Here is a 16,761-nt window from a genome sequence, read left to right as displayed (position 1 = left end):
TTGCTAAATTTGTTCCATCACAAACCGTCTTGTGGCTGCGTCAATTTCCTGAATTTCCTCTAAGCTCGGACGTGCAATGACAGTGTGATGGTGCATTGCTTTTTCAATGAGGTCTTCCACTGTTAAGAAACCAATTCTCTTTTGTAAAAAAGCTTCAACAGCTACTTCATTTGCCGCGTTCATTACAGCCGGCATACTTCCACCTGTCTTTCCAGCTTCATACGCAAAACGTAGACAACGGAAACGCTCTTGATTCATTTTCTCAAAATGCAATGTTCCCATTTCCCATAAATTTAACTGTTTCGTGTCTGAAAGAGGCAATCTATCAGGATATGTAAGCGCGTATTGAATCGGTACTCGCATATCAGGTGAGCCAAGCTGTGCCATTACACTACGATCTTCAAATTCAACCATAGAATGAATAATACTTTCTTTATGTAGAACAACATCGATTTGCTCATAAGGGATACCAAAAAGCCAGTGTGCTTCAATTACTTCTAGCCCCTTATTCATCATTGTAGCAGAATCAATTGTAATTTTCGAACCCATTGACCAGTTTGGATGACGAAGTGCATCTTCTACGGTCACTTGATGCAATTCATCTCTCGTTTTATCACGAAAACTTCCGCCTGAAGCAGTTATAATTAAGCGAGAGATTCTTTTTTCATTTTCACCATTCAAGCATTGAAAAATAGCTGAATGTTCACTGTCTACTGGAAGTAACGATACATTATGTTTTCGTGCTGCTTCCATTACAAGATGCCCTGCAGTTACTAACGTTTCTTTATTTGCAATTCCAATTGTTTTTTTCGCCTCAATTGCGCGGAGTGTCGGTAACAACCCTACGCTACCTACAACAGCATTCACTACAATTTCTGTATCTGGGTGCAGCGCTACTTCTAATAAGCCTTCGCTACCATATACTACTTTTGTATTACCAGAAACAGCTTGTAATTTTAAAACATCTTCCTCTCTTTGCACAGAGACAATTTGCGGGGAAAATTCTTGAATTACCTTTACTGCATAATCAACATTTTTCCCTACAGAAAAAGCAACGAGACGGAATTGGTCTGGGTGCGAGCGTAACACATCTAATGTTTGTGTACCGATTGATCCGCTTGCACCTAGTAAACTAATGTTTTTCATGACTCCAACCCCTCGTTCATTTATTAATTGTATTGTAATAAGAAGTATAGAATTGGTAACACAAATAACCAACTATCTGTTCGATCTAAAATACCACCATGTCCAGGTAAAATTGTACCTGAATCCTTTACACCATAATGGCGTTTAAATGCAGATTGCACTAAATCACCAATTTGTCCAAAAATAGAAATGATAATCGTCAGAACGATTAAAACTCCTACATTCGCTTCAACTGGGAAGAACATATTGTAAACAAGTGCAACAACAATTCCACAAACAATACCGCCTAATGAACCTTCAATCGTTTTATTCGGACTAATTTCTGGCCATAATTTTCTTTTTCCAAATGCTTTCCCTATGAAATATGCACCTGAATCAGTTGCCCATATGACAAATAGTGCACAGAACACATATTTGATTCCTAATATTCTCGTTTCATTTAAATATAAGAATCCCATTCCAACATATGTCGTTGCCATAAGTAAAAATGAAGCATTGTCAAAAGTAAATGTATTCTTAGAAAGGACTGTATATGATAAAAGTAATAAAACAATCACAAATGTGATTTCTAATTTACCTAACCCAATCCACGTAAACAGTTCTGATGCACTACTCGGAATTAAAATAATCCACAATAATACTGCAGCTAAAACTGTTGGTACCGAAATAAGCGTAAGCTTGTTCATACGAATTAATTCATATAAACCTATAGAAGCAAGTGCATACACTAAAACTGTAAAAGGCACGCCACCGTAAATTACGATGGGAATGAATAGCGCGGCAGCAATCACTCCAGTAATAATTCTCTGTTTCACTACCAAACCCTCTCTTTCTACACGCCTCCGAATCTGCGCCCTCTATGTTGAAAGTCTGTAATCGCATTTAGCAAATGTTCCTCGGTAAAATCTGGCCAATACACATCTGTAAACCAAAATTCCGAATAAGCAATTTGCCATAACATGAAATTACTAATACGTAGCTCTCCGCTTGTACGGATTAACAACTCTGGATCAGGTAAAGAACTCGTCATTAAGTAAGAAGAAATCTTTTCTTCACTTATTTCTTCCGAACGAATTTTTCCTTCCTCACTATCTTTCATCATATGTTGCACAGCAGAAACGATTTCATCTCGACTTCCATAGTTTAACGCGAAATTAAGAATTAATCCCGTATTCTCTTTCGTATCTTCCATGGCTTTTTCCATCGCTCTGCGCGTATGCGTAGGAAGACGATCTTTTTGCCCTATTACTCGGACTTGTACGTTTTCTTCAATCAACTCTGGTAAAAATGCACCTAAAAATTCTTCTGGAAGCTTCATCAAATAATCAACTTCTTTTTTCGGTCTTTTCCAGTTCTCAGTCGAAAAAGCATAAAGAGTTAATACTTTCACATCAAGCTTACTTGCAAATTTTGTGATTTTCTTCACAACTTGCATACCTTCATGATGACCAGCAATGCGAGGCATGGCTCTTCTCTTTGCCCATCTTCCATTACCATCCATAATAATAGCAATATGTTCTGGGATATATCCTTTTTTCACTTTTTCAATGAGATGATCAAACGATGTGACCTTTTTACTTTTAAAAAAAGGAAACTTTTTAAACATCATTCATACCCTCCAACAAGCAGACGTATGCCTAAAAGTGTAAAAAGACCCCCTTAAGAAGAGGGTCATATTTGCGAAATTATCGCTATTACACTTCCATAATTTCTTTTTCTTTGTTTTTTGCGATTTCGTCAACTTTTGCAATATATTTATCTGTTTCTTTTTGGATATCTTCAGTATATCCTCTTAAATCATCTTCTGTAATGTCGCCAGCTTTTTCAAGCTTCTTAAGGTCATCATTACTGTCACGACGTACGTTACGAACAGCAACTTTTGCTTCCTCAGCATATTTCTTCACAACTTTTACAAGATCGCGACGACGCTCTTCTGTTAATGCAGGGAATGCAATACGAATTACAGTTCCATCATTAGAAGGGTTTAAGCCTAAATCTGCTTTTAAAATTGCTTTTTCAATATCACCGATAGAAGTTTTATCATAAGGTTGAATTACAAGCAAACGTGCTTCTGGAACTGTAATGTTCGCTAATTGCACAACTGGTGTTGGTGCACCATAGTAATCAACTTGTACCTTATCTAATACAGACGAGCTTGCACGACCAGCGCGAACTGTTGCTAATTCACGAGAATAAGCAGCAACTGCTTTTTCCATTTTTTCATTTGAAGACTTCAATACTTGTTGTCCCATAATTTATTTCCCCCTTACAACTGTTCCAATATTTTCGCCTAAAACGGCACGTTTAATGTTACCTTTTTCCATAACCGAGAATACAATTAATGAAATATCATTATCCATACATAAAGAAGAAGCTGTAGAATCCATTACACCTAAACCTGCTTTTAATACATCTAAGTAAGTAAGTGTTTCGTATTTCGTAGCTGTTGGGTCAATAGATGGATCTGCACTATATACGCCATCCACATTATTTTTCGCCATTAAAATAACGTCCGCTTCGATTTCAGCTGCACGTAATGCTGCTGTTGTATCTGTAGAGAAGTATGGGTTACCTGTACCTGCAGCAAAGATAACAACACGTTTTTTCTCTAAGTGACGAATTGCTTTACGACGAATGTAAGGCTCTGCCACTTGACGCATCTCAATTGAAGTTTGTACGCGAGTTTGAATTCCAATATTCTCTAAGCTATCTTGAAGAGCTAATGAATTCATAACTGTTGCTAACATGCCCATGTAATCTGCTCCTGCACGATCCATGCCCATTTCACTTCCAATTTTCCCACGCCAAATGTTACCGCCACCAACAACAACAGCAACCTCTACATCAAGTTCTGCAATTTCTTTCACTTGTTCCGCAACTGACTTAATAACAGCTGGGTTAATTCCAAATCCTTGCTCGCCAGCTAAAGCTTCTCCGCTCAGCTTTAAAACGACACGATTATATTTCGGTTTACTCATAATGAACCTCCAATTGCTTACATCTTTATTTTAAAAAAGGGAACACAATGTGTTCCCTAATCTGTATTAGTTGTTACCTTTTACTTGGTTCATTACTTCTTCAGCAAAGTTGTCTTCGCGTTTTTCGATACCTTCACCAACAGCGTAGCGAACGAATCCTTTTAATGTTCCGCCTTTAGACTCAACGAATTGACGAACTTTCATGTCAGGATTCTTAACGAATGTTTGGTCAAGTAAGCAAATCTCTTCAAAGAATTTGCCAAGACGGCCTTCTACCATTTTCGCAACGATTTTTTCAGGCTTGCCTTCGTTTAAAGCTTGTTGTGTTAATACTTGACGCTCATGCTCAACTTCTTCAGCTGTTACAGCATCGCGGTCGATGTATTTAGGGTTAACTGCTGCGATGTGCATTGCTACATCTTTAGCAGCTGCTTCGTCAGTAGAACCTTCAAGAACTGTTAATACACCAATACGTCCACCCATGTGTAGGTAAGCGCCGAATGCATCAGCATCAGTTTTTGATACGATTTCGAAACGACGAAGTGTAAGTTTTTCACCAATTTTAGCGATTGCTTCGTTGATGTGCTCTTCTACTGTTTTGCCGCCTTCGATTGTTTGAGCCATAGCTTCTTCAACGTTAGCAGGTTTGTTAGCTAATAAGTGAGCAGCTAATTCTTTAATTAACGCTTGGAAACCTTCGTTTTTCGCAACGAAATCAGTCTCAGAGTTTAATTCTAAGATTAAACCTTCGTTACCGTTTGTTTCGATGAAAGTTAAACCTTCAGCAGCGATGCGGTCTGCTTTTTTAGCAGCTTTCGCAATACCTTTTTCACGTAAGAAGTCAATTGCTTTCTCCATGTCGCCGTTAGTTTCTGTTAAAGCTTTTTTGCAGTCCATCATACCTGCGCCAGTTTTTTCGCGAAGTTCTTTTACCATTTGTGCAGTGATTGCCATATTTTTCATCCTCCTAAAATATGTATTTATACCTTTTATAAAGGTGTTTATACCTTAAAAAAGGTGATAAAAGGCCGAACCCCTTATCACCTTTCCAAATTTGTTACGCAGTAACAGTTTCTTCACCTTGTTTTGTTTCAAGGATCGCGTCTGCCATTTTAGATGTAAGAAGTTTTACAGCACGAATTGCATCATCGTTTGCTGGAATAACGTGATCGATTTCGTCCGGATCACAGTTTGTATCAACGATACCGATGATTGGAATGTGTAATTTGCGTGCTTCAGCAACTGCAATACGCTCTTTACGAGGGTCTACTATGAATAATGCACTTGGAAGACCTTTCATATCTTTAATACCGCCTAAGAATTTCTCAAGACGCTCTAACTCTTTTTTAAGTTGAACAACTTCTTTCTTAGGAAGTACTTCGAAAGTACCATCTTCTTGCATTCTTTCGATATCTTTAAGACGCTTGATACGCTTTTGGATTGTTTGGAAGTTTGTTAAAGTTCCACCTAACCAACGTTGGTTAACGAAGTACATACCAGCACGAGTTGCTTCTTCTTTAATAGCTTCTTGTGCTTGTTTTTTAGTACCTACGAATAAAATGTCTCCACCTTCAGCAGCGATGTCACGCATCGTTCTGTAAGCTTCCTCAACTTTTTTCACAGTTTTTTGTAAGTCGATGATGTAGATACCGTTACGCTCTGTGAAGATGTAACGCTTCATTTTTGGGTTCCAACGACGAGTTTGATGTCCGAAATGAACACCAGCTTCAAGCAATTGTTTCATAGAAATTACTGACATAATTTAGTTCCTCCTAAATGGTTTTTTTGATATCCTCCGTTTACTTCATCTCTAAGCGAAACTACGAACGTAGCACCAACACTTAAATCAGTAAACGTGTGTACTTTGTACTGACACCACTGCTTACTATATCATACTGAAATATTACAATCAAGTCGAAAATGCGAACAATGTAAAACTTTCTTTTTTTCACGCTCAAATCCTAGTATTACCAACCTTCAATTCCTTTAAGCAAGGAATTGAAGGTTAATTAATAGTTTTCTAATGAATGTTGTCATGACGCCTTACGTAAGCAAAATCATTCACTTAAAAAAACAAAAAACTCTCCTCAAGCGAGGAGAGTTTTTTTTATAAATTAGTTTGTTTTTAATTTAGCAAGTTCCTGTAGAAACTTGTCGTTTAGCACTTTAATGTATGTTCCTTTCATACCTAAAGAGCGAGACTCAATAACACCAGCACTTTCTAATTTACGTAGTGCATTTACGATTACCGAACGAGTAATTCCTACGCGATCAGCAATTTTACTTGCAACAAGTAAACCTTCTGTTCCATTTAATTCTTCGAAGATATGCTCGATTGCTTCTAACTCACTGTAAGATAATGAGCTAATCGCCATTTGAACAACAGCTTTACTACGTGCTTCCTCTTCGATTTCTTCTGCTTTTTCACGTAAGATTTCCATACCTACAACAGTTGAGCTGTATTCAGCAAGAATTAAATCATCGTCTAAGAACTCTTGACCAAGACGAGCTAATACTAGTGTACCTAGACGCTCACCGCCACCAACGATTGGTACGATTGTAGTTAAACCTTGACCGAATAATTCTCTATTTTCTACTGGGAATGCTGTGTAGTCACTATCCACACCTAAATTTGAAGATGTTTCTGTAACATTGAATAAACTTTGCGTATACTCTTCTGGGAATTGACGCTCTGCAAGCATGTGCTTCATACGTTCGTTTTCGATTTGTTGGTGAATCGCATATCCTAATAATTTACCGCGACGACTTACAACGAACACGTTCGCTTCAATTACTTCACACATTGTGTCAGACATCTCTCTAAAGTTTACAGGCTTTCCTGCTGCGCTCTGTAATAACGCATTTAATTTTCTCGTTTTTGCTAATAATTCCATTTCAAAATTTCCTCCTACATGTTACTTACATATTTTTTCATCACTTGGAAACTAGGGCGAGTCACCTGATGACACTATTACAAAATAAACTGGCTCACATCTTTATTTTTAGCTATTGTCGCTAATTTTTCCTCAACATATTGAGGTGTTATCGTTATTTTCTCTAACGTAATTTCAGATGCCTCAAACGATAAATCTTCAAGGAGCTTCTCCATAACAGTATGAAGTCTTCTCGCTCCAATATTATCTGTATCCTGATTAACTTGATAAGCAATCTCAGCAATCTTACGAATAGCTTCGTCTGAAAATTCAATTTCTATACCTTCAGTCGCTAATAACGCCGTGTACTGTTTAATTAGCGCATTGTCAGGCTCGATTAATATTTTAACAAAATCATCCGCCGATAATTTTGTTAATTCTACTCGAATCGGAAATCTCCCTTGCAATTCCGGAATTAAATCCGACGGTTTAGACATATGGAACGCTCCAGCTGCAACAAATAAAATATAATCGGTTTTTACTGATCCGTATTTCGTTGCTACATTCGATCCTTCTACAATCGGTAAAATGTCACGTTGCACACCTTCACGCGATACATCTACGCTATTCGACTGCTTACCAGCAATTTTGTCAATTTCATCGATAAAAATAATCCCGAGCTGTTCAGCACGATAAACAGCCTCTTGTGTAACTTCATCCATATCAATTAAGCGCTGTGCCTCTTCATTTGTCAAGAGTTTTCTTGCTTCTTTTACAGAAAGTTTACGTTTTTTCGTTTTTTTCGGCATGATACTTCCTAGTGCATCTTGGAAATTCATTCCCATTTGTTCCATGCCAGTTCCTTGCAACATATCAAACATAGAAGACTGTTGTTCCGTCACTTCGATTGATATCACTTCATCTTCAAGAAGGCCTGCCGCAAGCTTTCTTTCCACATCTTGACGTTTCTTTTCGATTTCATCATCTTCCTGTGCATCAGATGTTTGGTTTGAATTTTGATTACCACCAAAAAGCATTTCTAATGGATTTTTAAATCCAGATTGCTTCTCCGGACTCGGCACTAAAATTTCAACAAGACGTTGATTCGCTTGCTCTTCTGCTTTATCTTGAACTTTAACTACCATTTCCTCTTTCACAATGCGAACAGACGTTTCAACAAGGTCACGGACCATCGACTCTACATCTCGACCCACATATCCAACTTCTGTAAATTTCGTCGCTTCAACCTTAATAAAAGGTGCTCCAACGAGTTTCGCCATTCGCCGTGCTACCTCTGTTTTACCAACACCTGTCGGTCCAATCATTAAAATGTTTTTAGGTGCAATTTCATCACGTAAATTTTCAACTAATTTACTGCGACGGTATCGATTTCGTAGAGCTACAGCAACCGCTTTCTTTGCATCTTTTTGACCGATGATGTATTGATCTAATTTTTCCACAATTTGACGCGGAGTAAAATGTAAATGCATATAAAATGCCTCCCTTACGATTCTACAATTCTTCAACAATTATGTTGTGGTTCGTATAAACACAAATATCGCCTGCAATTTCTAAACTGGCCTTCGCAATTTGTTTCGCTGTTAAATGTTCACTTGCATGTTGCTTTAAAGCACGACCAGCAGCAAGTGCATAATGTCCGCCTGAACCAATTGCTAAAATACCATCATCTGGTTCAATCACTTCTCCTGTACCTGAAACAAGGAGCATCGTTGTTTTATCCATGACAATGAGCATTGCTTCTAGCTGACGTAGCATTTTATCACCACGCCATTGTTTCGCCATCTCAACTGCAGCGCGCTGCAAGTTGCCATTATACTCTTCTAATTTTCCTTCAAACATTTCAAAAAGAGTAAATGCATCAGCAACTGATCCTGCAAAACCAGCTAAAACTTTCCCTTGGAAAAGTTTGCGAACTTTGCGAGCTGTATGTTTCATTACAACAGCATTTCCCATCGTTACCTGACCATCTCCAGCCATTGCACATTCTCCATTATGATGAACTGCAAATATCGTTGTAGCGTGGAAATTTCCCATAGAAAAAACTCCTTTATATGTTTTTATAGCCTTAAAAGCAATTTATGCCCGCGGGTGATGCTTCATGTACACAGAACGCAATCTTTCTTTAGAGACATGCGTATAAATTTGTGTGGTTGACAAATTCTCATGACCTAATAACTCCTGCACAGTACGTAAATCCGCTCCTTCATCCAACATATGTGTAGCAAATGTATGCCTTAACATATGGGGACTTATCCGCATTGTAAGTGAAGCTTTCTTAATGAGTTCGTTCAAAACATAACGTACACCCTGATCTGTTAACGGCTTACCTTTCGCATTTAAAAATACCATATGAGATTGTTCTTCAGACTTTTGAGCTAACTGTTTTCTCCCGTTCTCTATATAAGTAATTAAAGCATCTTGTGCATAGCTTCCGAACGGAATATATCTTTGTTTTTTCCCTTTTCCCATCACTAAAATTGTTCCCACTGCAAAGTCAATGTCGGTAAGTTGCAAATTAACGCATTCGCTTACACGAATCCCAGTTGCATACATCAACTCTAATAAAGCTTGATTCCTTTGACCTAATGGTGCCCCTGTATCAGAAACTTCAAACAATCCCTCTAACTCTTCAGCATATAAAAACTTTGGGATTGACAATTCTTTCTTGGGAAGTGACGCAAGTGCAAACGGATTATCTTTTTGATAACCTTCACGCATCAAAAAACGATATAAACTTCGTAAGCTTGATACTTTCCTTGCGACAGATTTACGGGCTAACTTCTGATCGTGCAACGTCGTCAAGTATAAACGAACATCCGCGTATGTAACATCTAAAAAAGAGGATATGCCTTCTCGCTCCATAAATTGCACAAAATGTTCTAAATCATTTTGATAACTTGCAATTGTATATTTTGAATAATTTCTTTCAATTTGTAAATATCCAACGAATAATTGTAACAATTTCTTCACATTCACATCCATATAATTCACCTCAATAAAGGCTACTAAATCGTATCACAACTTAGTAGCCTTTGCAAGAAATTTAATTAAATATTTACAAAATTTTGAATTATTTCCAAAGCGCGTGTAGCATATGCTTCATTTCGCTCTTGTTTCTTTTTAATTTTCTTCTCTAACGGTGTAAATAAACCGAAGTTTGCATTCATTGGCTGGAAGTTTTTCGCATTTGTCGCAGTAATATAATTTGCCATACTTCCCATTGCAGTTACAGGTGGTAATACAACTGGCTCTTCACCTTTTACAAGTCGAGCAGCGTTAATACCCGCTAATAATCCTGATGCTGCTGATTCAACATAACCCTCTACACCAGTCATTTGACCAGCGAAGAATAAATCATCACGTTGTTTATATTGATATGTTGGACGAAGTAAATTAGGCGAATTAATAAACGTATTACGATGCATTACACCATAACGTACAATCTCTGCGTTTTCTAGTCCTGGAATTAGCTGTAACACTTCTTTTTGTGGCCCCCACTTTAAATGTGTTTGGAAGCCTACAATATTATATAATGTTCCTGCTGCATCATCTTGACGTAATTGAACAACCGCATACGGTGTTTTCCCTGTTTTCGGATCTTCTAACCCAACAGGCTTCATCGGTCCAAATACTAACGTCTGTCTTCCTCTACTTGCCATAACTTCTACTGGCATACAACCTTCAAAGAAAATTTCTTTTTCAAATTCTTTTAAAGGCACTGTCTCAGCAGCAATTAAAGCCTCATAAAAACGATCAAACTCTTCTTCTGTCATTGGACAGTTTAAATATGCCGCTTCACCTTTATCATAACGGGATTTTAAATATACTTTATTCATGTCAATGCTGTCTTTCTCAACGATTGGCGCTGCAGCATCATAGAAATAAAAATAATCTTCACCTGTTAGTTTTTTTAATTGTGCAGAAAGATCCGGAGACGTAAGTGGACCTGTCGCGATAACAGTTGGTCCCTCTGGAATTTCAGTGATTTCCTCATTCATTACAGTTACGTTCGGATGATTTTTCACATATTCAGTCACTTTCGCCGCGAATTCATGACGGTCTACAGCTAAAGCACCTCCTGCTGGTACAGAGCACTCATCAGCTGCACGAATAATGACAGAATCCATTAGACGCATTTCTTCTTTAATAACACCAACAGCATTTGTCAATGTGTTTGCGCGAAGTGAGTTACTACATACTAATTCAGCAAATTTATCTGTATGATGAGCTGGTGTTTGCCTTACTGGTCTCATTTCATATAATTTTACTTGGACACCACGCTTTGCAATTTGGTAAGCTGCTTCGCTTCCTGCAAGACCTGCGCCAATGACGTTTACTACTTGTGTTGTCATATATATCACCTTTCCTTTTCTTCCCGAAAAAAATGTGAGCAGTTACGCTCACATTTGTTGTTCTTCTTCATAATCACACGAAATACATTGTACTTGCACGCCTTTTTTTAACTTTTTCTCTACGAGCATACCTTCACACTTCGGACATTTACGACCAATCGGCTTATCCCAAGATACAAAGTCACATTCTGGATACGTACCGCATCCGTAGAAAAGGCGTTTCTTTTTATTACTACGGCGTTCAATAATTTGCCCTTTATCACACTTCGGACAAGTAACACCGATTTCTTTTACAATCGGTTTTGTATTACGACATTCCGGGAAATTTGAACAAGCCATAAACTTCCCATATTTACCCATTTTAAAGACCATCGGGTGACTACATAATTCACAGTCTTCCCCAGCTGGTTCATCTTTAATTTCCACTTCACGCATTTCTTTTTCCGCTTTTTCTAAGCGCGGTTCAAATCCTACGTAGAAATCATCAACAATTTTCACCCAATTTGCATTTCCTTCTTCTACTTCATCAAGGCTTTGCTCCATATTGGCAGTAAATTCAATGTTAATAATTTCTGGGAAAAACTCTAAAATAAGTTCGATTACTATTCCACCAAGCTCAGTCGGAACGAAGCGTTTATTATCTAAAGCAACGTATCCTCGTTTTTGGATTGTTTCAAGTGTCGGTACATAAGTAGACGGTCTCCCAATTCCAAGCTCTTCAAGTGTTCTTACTAGACGAGCCTCTGTGTAACGCGGCGGAGGCTGTGTGTAATGTTGCTTTGGTTCTATATCTTTTGAAAATACAGTTTCACCTACTTCTAACGGTGGCAACATCTTATCCTTTTCTTCCGCACCATCATCTTTCGACTCTACGTACACTTTCATAAATCCTGGGAACTTTACAACTGATCCACTTGCACGGAACTGAACATTGTTATTAATGAGTTTCGCTGTAACAGTATCCATTATAGCAGATGCCATTTGACTTGCAACAAATCGCTCCCAAATCAGTTTATACAAACGGAGTTGATCACGACTTAAGAAACTTTTTAGTTCCTCTGGCTTTCTCATTACCGAAGTAGGACGAATCGCCTCATGCGCATCTTGTGCTTTCGACTTTTTCGTTTCTTTCCTCTTCTCTGTTCCTATGTATTCCGCACCAAACGCCTCAGTAATGTAATCACGAGCCTCTGTTTGAGCTGTTTCTGAGATACGTGTTGAATCAGTTCTCATATACGTAATAAGACCTACAGTCCCTTGTTTTCCAAGATCTATCCCTTCATACAGCTGCTGTGCAAGCATCATTGTTTTCTTTGCTCGCATATTTAACTTACGCGCTGCCTCTTGTTGCAAGGAAGATGTTGTAAACGGTAATGCAGGGTTACGCTTTCGCTCTTTTCGCGTTACATTTTCAACCGAAAACGCATTGTCTTTCATCTTTTCGATTATTTCGTTCACTTGTGCTTCGTTCGTTAATTGAACTTTTTCACCATCTACACCGTAAAAGCTTGCTTCAAATGTGTCTTTCCCTTTCACAAATTCTGTTTTAATTGTCCAGAATTCTTCAGGTTCAAAACTTTGAATTTCTTTTTCACGTTCGATGATTAAACGAACTGCTACAGATTGTACGCGTCCTGCACTTAATCCTTTTTTTACTTTCTTCCATAATAAAGGACTAATATTGTAACCAACAAGACGATCGAGTATACGCCTTGCCTGTTGTGCATCTACTAAATCCATATTAATTGCACGAGGATATTTAAATGATTCTTTTATTGCATCTTTTGTAATCTCATTAAATACAACTCGGCAATCTGATTCAACGTCCACATTTAACGTATTTGCTAAATGCCAAGCAATTGCTTCTCCTTCACGATCCGGATCGGCCGCGAGATAGACTTTCTTTGCTTTTTTTGCCGCTGATTTTAAATCTTTTAAAACGGGACCCTTACCACGAATGGTAATATACTTCGGGGTGAAGTTATTCTTTACTTCTATCCCCATTTGGCTTTTAGGTAAATCGCGGACATGTCCCATGGACGCGACGACTTTGTATTTTTTCCCTAAATATTTTTCAATGGTCTTCGCCTTAGAAGGCGACTCCACGATTACGAGGTAATCTGACATGCTAGTGCCTCCTTAAGAGGTGGATTCAAGTCTTCATCAATCTTATTGATTTCTCTTGTTTTTGTCAATCAAGAATGAATATACCATACAGCGACAATCTACCATTTGTCAATAATTGTTTAATAAAAACATAAAAATATATGGTTAATTTAAAATTTCTTCAAGGATATCCTCCGCATTTCTTACTAGCTTTGCGCCTTGTTGAATTAGATGATTCGTTCCCGCTGCACTCTCTATAAATATAGGTCCAGGAAGCGCAAACACCTCTCTATTTTGTTCTAGCGCAAGGTCTGCAGTAATAAGGGATCCACTTCTCGTTTTTGCTTCTACAACTAAAACACCTTTACTTATACCGCTAATAATTCGATTTCTTTTTGGGAAATACCATTTTTTCGGCACATAATGGGGCGGATACTCTGTCAATAACAATATATAATCTTTCCACGTGTCATATAAACCTCTATTCTCCTTTGGATACATATAAGATAATCCATGTCCTAATATTGCAATGGTCGGGCAATGCTGCCTTACTGTAACTTCATGAGCAATTGTATCTATCCCTCTTGCAAACCCACTAACAATAAGCCATTCTTTTTCAAGTAAAGGTTGTAAAATAAACTTCATACTCTCCTTTCCATATAAAGACGGTTCTCTCGTTCCAACAATCGCTAATTTATTTACTTTATTTAGAAAATCTCTTTCTCCTTTTCCGTATAAAACAAAAGGGGGATCTTGTATTTCTCGCAGTAATTGTGGATAGTCCTTATCCCATATTGTTATATAAAATATTCTCTTTTTTTCTAACTGGGATACATATTGTTGGAGATTTGAAATTTGAAGAAAATTTACTAGTTCTAAAGATTTTTTCGAGGATATTCCAGCGTAATATTCAAATTGTTTCGGACTAAAAGTGTATATTCCCTTCAGTTCTGGATCAACATATAGTAGTCTCTCCATCGCCTTCCAATGATCCGCCAACATGTAATGAAGGTGCAATAAACGTTCTCTTTTCATCTCAATTCTCCTTACCCATAATTTTTATTATGTAAACAAAAAATGTGTAAAAAGACACCCTCTAATAAGAAGGTGTCTTTCAAAAAGATTAGTAGTTTTTACAAGTCTCAAATAATCCCTTTTCTTTTAAAACAGAGATTAATGTTTCACCCATAACAGCTGGTGTTTCCGCTACTTTAATACCACAAGCTTCCATTGTTTTAATCTTTTCAGCAGCAGTTCCTTTGCCGCCAGAAATGATCGCCCCAGCATGACCCATACGTTTGCCTTCAGGCGCTGTTTGACCACCAATGAAGCCTACAACTGGTTTTGTCATATTAGCTTGTACCCATTCTGCTGCTTCTTCTTCTGCCGTACCGCCGATTTCACCAATCATAATTACAGCATGCGTTTCTTCATCTTCATTAAATGCTTTTAACGCATCAATAAAGTCCGTACCGTTAACAGGGTCTCCCCCGATACCTACAGCAGTAGATTGACCAATACCTTCTTGCGTTAACTGATGTACAGCTTCATACGTTAATGTACCAGAGCGAGATACGATACCAACATGACCTTTTTTGTGAATATACCCTGGCATAATACCAATTTTACATTCGTCAGGTGTAATGACACCAGGGCAGTTTGGTCCAAGTAAACGTGTATGTTTACCCGCCATATATCTCTTTACATTTACCATATCTAATACAGGGATTCCTTCAGTAATACATACTACTAAATCAACCTTTGCATCAACAGCTTCCATAATTGCATCAGCCGCAAAAGCGGGTGGAACGTATACAACTGAAGCGTTTGCGCCTGTTGCTTTCACAGCATCTTCTACTGTATCAAATACTGGTACGCCTTCAATATCAGTGCCACCTTTACCTGGTGTTACACCACCTACAATTTTCGTACCGTATTCAATCATTTGCTTTGTATGGAATAACCCTTGAGAACCTGTAATACCTTGAACAATAACTTTTGTATCTTTATTAACTAATACGCTCATTTTTCTCCCCCGCTTTCTATTAGCCCACTAGTGAAACAATTTTTTGTGCACCGTCTGCCATAGATTCTGCTGCAACAATATTTAAACCAGACTCATTTAAAATTTTCTTTCCTAGCTCTACGTTTGTACCTTCAAGACGTACAACTAAAGGCAACTCAAGACCTACCTGCTTCGTCGCTTCAATAACACCTTCTGCGATAACATCACACTTCATAATGCCACCAAAAATGTTAACGAAGATACCCTTTACATTTTTGTCAGAAAGGATAATTTTGAATGCTTCTGTAACTTTTTCAGCTGTTGCGCCGCCACCAACATCTAAGAAGTTAGCCGGGTCACCATGGTAATGTTTAATGATATCCATTGTAGCCATTGCTAAACCTGCACCATTAACCATACAACCGATATTTCCATCTAAAGGAATGTAGTTTAAATCATATTTAGAAGCTTCAATTTCTTTTGAATCTTCTTCTTCAAGATCACGAAGTTCTAAAATGTCTTTATTGCGATATAACGCATTAGAATCAAAGTTTAATTTTGCATCTAACGCCATAACTTTACCGTCACCTGTTGTAACAAGTGGATTAATCTCAGCGATAGAGCAATCTTTTTCGATAAACGCACTGTATAAGCCCATCATAAACTTCACAGCTTGTCCTACAAGTTCTTTTGGAATATTGATGTTAAACGCGATTCTACGCGCTTGGAAACCTTGTAAACCTACTGCTGGATCAATATATTCTTTAAAGATCTTTTCAGGCGTTTTTTCTGCTACTTCTTCAATTTCTGTTCCACCTTCTTCAGATGCCATTAAAACAACTTGAGAAGTTGCACGATCTAATACAAGACCTACATAATATTCTTTTTTAATATCGCAACCTTCTTCGATAAGTAAGCGTTTTACTTCCTTACCTTCAGGACCTGTTTGATGCGTCACAAGTGTAGTTCCTAAAATGCTTTCTGCATATGTACGAACTTCTTCTAAATTTTTCGCAACTTTTACACCGCCAGCTTTGCCGCGTCCACCAGCGTGAATTTGCGCTTTAACTACACATACTTCCGTTCCTAATTCTTTCGCTGCTTCTACAGCTTCTTCTACTGTAAATGCAACCTTCCCGTTCGGAACGCTAACCCCATAGCTTCTAAGGACTGCCTTACCTTGGTACTCATGGATATTCATGGTCCCATCCTCCCCTGTTTTCCTGTTTTACTCGAAAAGTTTTTTAATGTTTAAAAAACATTACATTGCCATTGTATAA

The 16,761-nt window shown here is 37.8% G+C and carries 16 protein-coding genes; all 16 read right to left on the bottom strand.

Going from position 1 to position 16,761, the window contains the following annotated elements; genetic code table 11:
- Positions 1 to 3: 3 nt before the first annotated feature.
- Positions 4 to 1,146 carry a 1-deoxy-D-xylulose-5-phosphate reductoisomerase gene (gene dxr / locus AC0IXC_RS12760; protein WP_002014547.1) on the bottom strand — a complete coding sequence of 381 codons (1,143 nt, stop codon included), beginning with the start codon at positions 1,144 to 1,146 and terminating at the stop codon, positions 4 to 6.
- Between the two features lie 23 nt (positions 1,147 to 1,169).
- Positions 1,170 to 1,961, bottom strand: coding sequence for a phosphatidate cytidylyltransferase (cdsA, locus tag AC0IXC_RS12755; RefSeq protein ID WP_002088171.1), 792 nt, complete (start codon positions 1,959 to 1,961; stop codon positions 1,170 to 1,172).
- A gap of 17 nt (positions 1,962 to 1,978) precedes the next feature.
- Positions 1,979 to 2,755: an isoprenyl transferase gene (locus AC0IXC_RS12750; protein WP_002014545.1), complete on the bottom strand. Its 777-nt coding sequence runs from the start codon at positions 2,753 to 2,755 to the stop codon at positions 1,979 to 1,981.
- A gap of 85 nt (positions 2,756 to 2,840) precedes the next feature.
- Entirely contained in the window at positions 2,841 to 3,398 is a 558-nt protein-coding gene (gene frr / locus AC0IXC_RS12745; RefSeq protein WP_000531506.1) for a ribosome recycling factor, read from the bottom strand.
- A gap of 3 nt (positions 3,399 to 3,401) precedes the next feature.
- Positions 3,402 to 4,124, bottom strand: a complete 723-nt coding sequence (gene pyrH / locus AC0IXC_RS12740) for a UMP kinase (protein ID WP_002014544.1) — start codon at positions 4,122 to 4,124, stop codon at positions 3,402 to 3,404.
- Positions 4,125 to 4,190: 66 nt separating this feature from the next.
- Complete coding sequence (tsf, locus tag AC0IXC_RS12735) at positions 4,191 to 5,078, bottom strand: translation elongation factor Ts (protein ID WP_002088177.1); 888 nt, start codon at positions 5,076 to 5,078, stop codon at positions 4,191 to 4,193.
- Positions 5,079 to 5,181: 103 nt separating this feature from the next.
- Positions 5,182 to 5,883 (bottom strand): 30S ribosomal protein S2, encoded by a 702-nt coding sequence (gene rpsB / locus AC0IXC_RS12730; RefSeq protein WP_002088178.1) that lies wholly within the window; start codon positions 5,881 to 5,883, stop codon positions 5,182 to 5,184.
- A gap of 355 nt (positions 5,884 to 6,238) precedes the next feature.
- On the bottom strand, positions 6,239 to 7,018 hold the full coding sequence (codY, locus tag AC0IXC_RS12725) for a GTP-sensing pleiotropic transcriptional regulator CodY (protein WP_002014541.1): 780 nt from the start codon (positions 7,016 to 7,018) through the stop codon (positions 6,239 to 6,241).
- A 77-nt stretch (positions 7,019 to 7,095) separates the two neighbouring features.
- Complete coding sequence (hslU, locus tag AC0IXC_RS12720; RefSeq protein ID WP_002014539.1) at positions 7,096 to 8,487, bottom strand: ATP-dependent protease ATPase subunit HslU; 1,392 nt, start codon at positions 8,485 to 8,487, stop codon at positions 7,096 to 7,098.
- Positions 8,488 to 8,509: 22 nt separating this feature from the next.
- A complete protein-coding gene (hslV, locus tag AC0IXC_RS12715) occupies positions 8,510 to 9,052 on the bottom strand; it encodes an ATP-dependent protease proteolytic subunit HslV (RefSeq protein WP_002014538.1) in 543 nt (180 codons plus the stop codon).
- 42 nt (positions 9,053 to 9,094) lie between these two features.
- The gene (xerC, locus tag AC0IXC_RS12710; RefSeq protein WP_471652944.1) at positions 9,095 to 9,994 is read right to left on the bottom strand and encodes a tyrosine recombinase XerC; all 900 of its coding nucleotides are present in this window, start codon (positions 9,992 to 9,994) and stop codon (positions 9,095 to 9,097) included.
- Between the two features lie 71 nt (positions 9,995 to 10,065).
- A complete protein-coding gene (trmFO, locus tag AC0IXC_RS12705) occupies positions 10,066 to 11,370 on the bottom strand; it encodes an FADH(2)-oxidizing methylenetetrahydrofolate--tRNA-(uracil(54)-C(5))-methyltransferase TrmFO (RefSeq protein ID WP_159147015.1) in 1,305 nt (434 codons plus the stop codon).
- 48 nt (positions 11,371 to 11,418) lie between these two features.
- Complete coding sequence (gene topA, locus AC0IXC_RS12700; protein ID WP_002088184.1) at positions 11,419 to 13,497, bottom strand: type I DNA topoisomerase; 2,079 nt, start codon at positions 13,495 to 13,497, stop codon at positions 11,419 to 11,421.
- Positions 13,498 to 13,641: 144 nt separating this feature from the next.
- Positions 13,642 to 14,511 carry a DNA-processing protein DprA gene (gene dprA / locus AC0IXC_RS12695; RefSeq protein WP_002014531.1) on the bottom strand — a complete coding sequence of 290 codons (870 nt, stop codon included), beginning with the start codon at positions 14,509 to 14,511 and terminating at the stop codon, positions 13,642 to 13,644.
- An 88-nt stretch (positions 14,512 to 14,599) separates the two neighbouring features.
- Complete coding sequence (sucD, locus tag AC0IXC_RS12690) at positions 14,600 to 15,502, bottom strand: succinate--CoA ligase subunit alpha (protein WP_002033796.1); 903 nt, start codon at positions 15,500 to 15,502, stop codon at positions 14,600 to 14,602.
- 19 nt (positions 15,503 to 15,521) lie between these two features.
- Complete coding sequence (sucC, locus tag AC0IXC_RS12685) at positions 15,522 to 16,682, bottom strand: ADP-forming succinate--CoA ligase subunit beta (protein ID WP_002014529.1); 1,161 nt, start codon at positions 16,680 to 16,682, stop codon at positions 15,522 to 15,524.
- Between the last annotated feature and the right edge of the window lie 79 nt (positions 16,683 to 16,761).

The organism is Bacillus sp. AC266, assembly GCF_979253805.1.
Note: the sequence above shows the minus strand (reverse complement) of the source record. Positions and strands in the feature narration are given on the sequence as shown.

What these genes read in the sequence shown, in the direction of transcription:
- dxr (WP_002014547.1), bottom strand. Translation starts at nt 1,146, where the DNA reads ATGAAAAACATTAGTTTACTAGGTGCAAGCGGATCAATCGGTACACAA.
- AC0IXC_RS12750 (WP_002014545.1), bottom strand. Translation starts at nt 2,755, where the DNA reads ATGATGTTTAAAAAGTTTCCTTTTTTTAAAAGTAAAAAGGTCACATCG.
- frr (WP_000531506.1), bottom strand. Translation starts at nt 3,398, where the DNA reads ATGGGACAACAAGTATTGAAGTCTTCAAATGAAAAAATGGAAAAAGCA.
- pyrH (WP_002014544.1), bottom strand. Translation starts at nt 4,124, where the DNA reads ATGAGTAAACCGAAATATAATCGTGTCGTTTTAAAGCTGAGCGGAGAA.
- tsf (WP_002088177.1), bottom strand. Translation starts at nt 5,078, where the DNA reads ATGGCAATCACTGCACAAATGGTAAAAGAACTTCGCGAAAAAACTGGC.
- rpsB (WP_002088178.1), bottom strand. Translation starts at nt 5,883, where the DNA reads ATGTCAGTAATTTCTATGAAACAATTGCTTGAAGCTGGTGTTCATTTC.
- codY (WP_002014541.1), bottom strand. Translation starts at nt 7,018, where the DNA reads ATGGAATTATTAGCAAAAACGAGAAAATTAAATGCGTTATTACAGAGC.
- hslU (WP_002014539.1), bottom strand. Translation starts at nt 8,487, where the DNA reads ATGCATTTACATTTTACTCCGCGTCAAATTGTGGAAAAATTAGATCAA.
- hslV (WP_002014538.1), bottom strand. Translation starts at nt 9,052, where the DNA reads ATGGGAAATTTCCACGCTACAACGATATTTGCAGTTCATCATAATGGA.
- trmFO (WP_159147015.1), bottom strand. Translation starts at nt 11,370, where the DNA reads ATGACAACACAAGTAGTAAACGTCATTGGCGCAGGTCTTGCAGGAAGC.
- topA (WP_002088184.1), bottom strand. Translation starts at nt 13,497, where the DNA reads ATGTCAGATTACCTCGTAATCGTGGAGTCGCCTTCTAAGGCGAAGACC.
- dprA (WP_002014531.1), bottom strand. Translation starts at nt 14,511, where the DNA reads ATGAAAAGAGAACGTTTATTGCACCTTCATTACATGTTGGCGGATCAT.
- sucD (WP_002033796.1), bottom strand. Translation starts at nt 15,502, where the DNA reads ATGAGCGTATTAGTTAATAAAGATACAAAAGTTATTGTTCAAGGTATT.
- sucC (WP_002014529.1), bottom strand. Translation starts at nt 16,682, where the DNA reads ATGAATATCCATGAGTACCAAGGTAAGGCAGTCCTTAGAAGCTATGGG.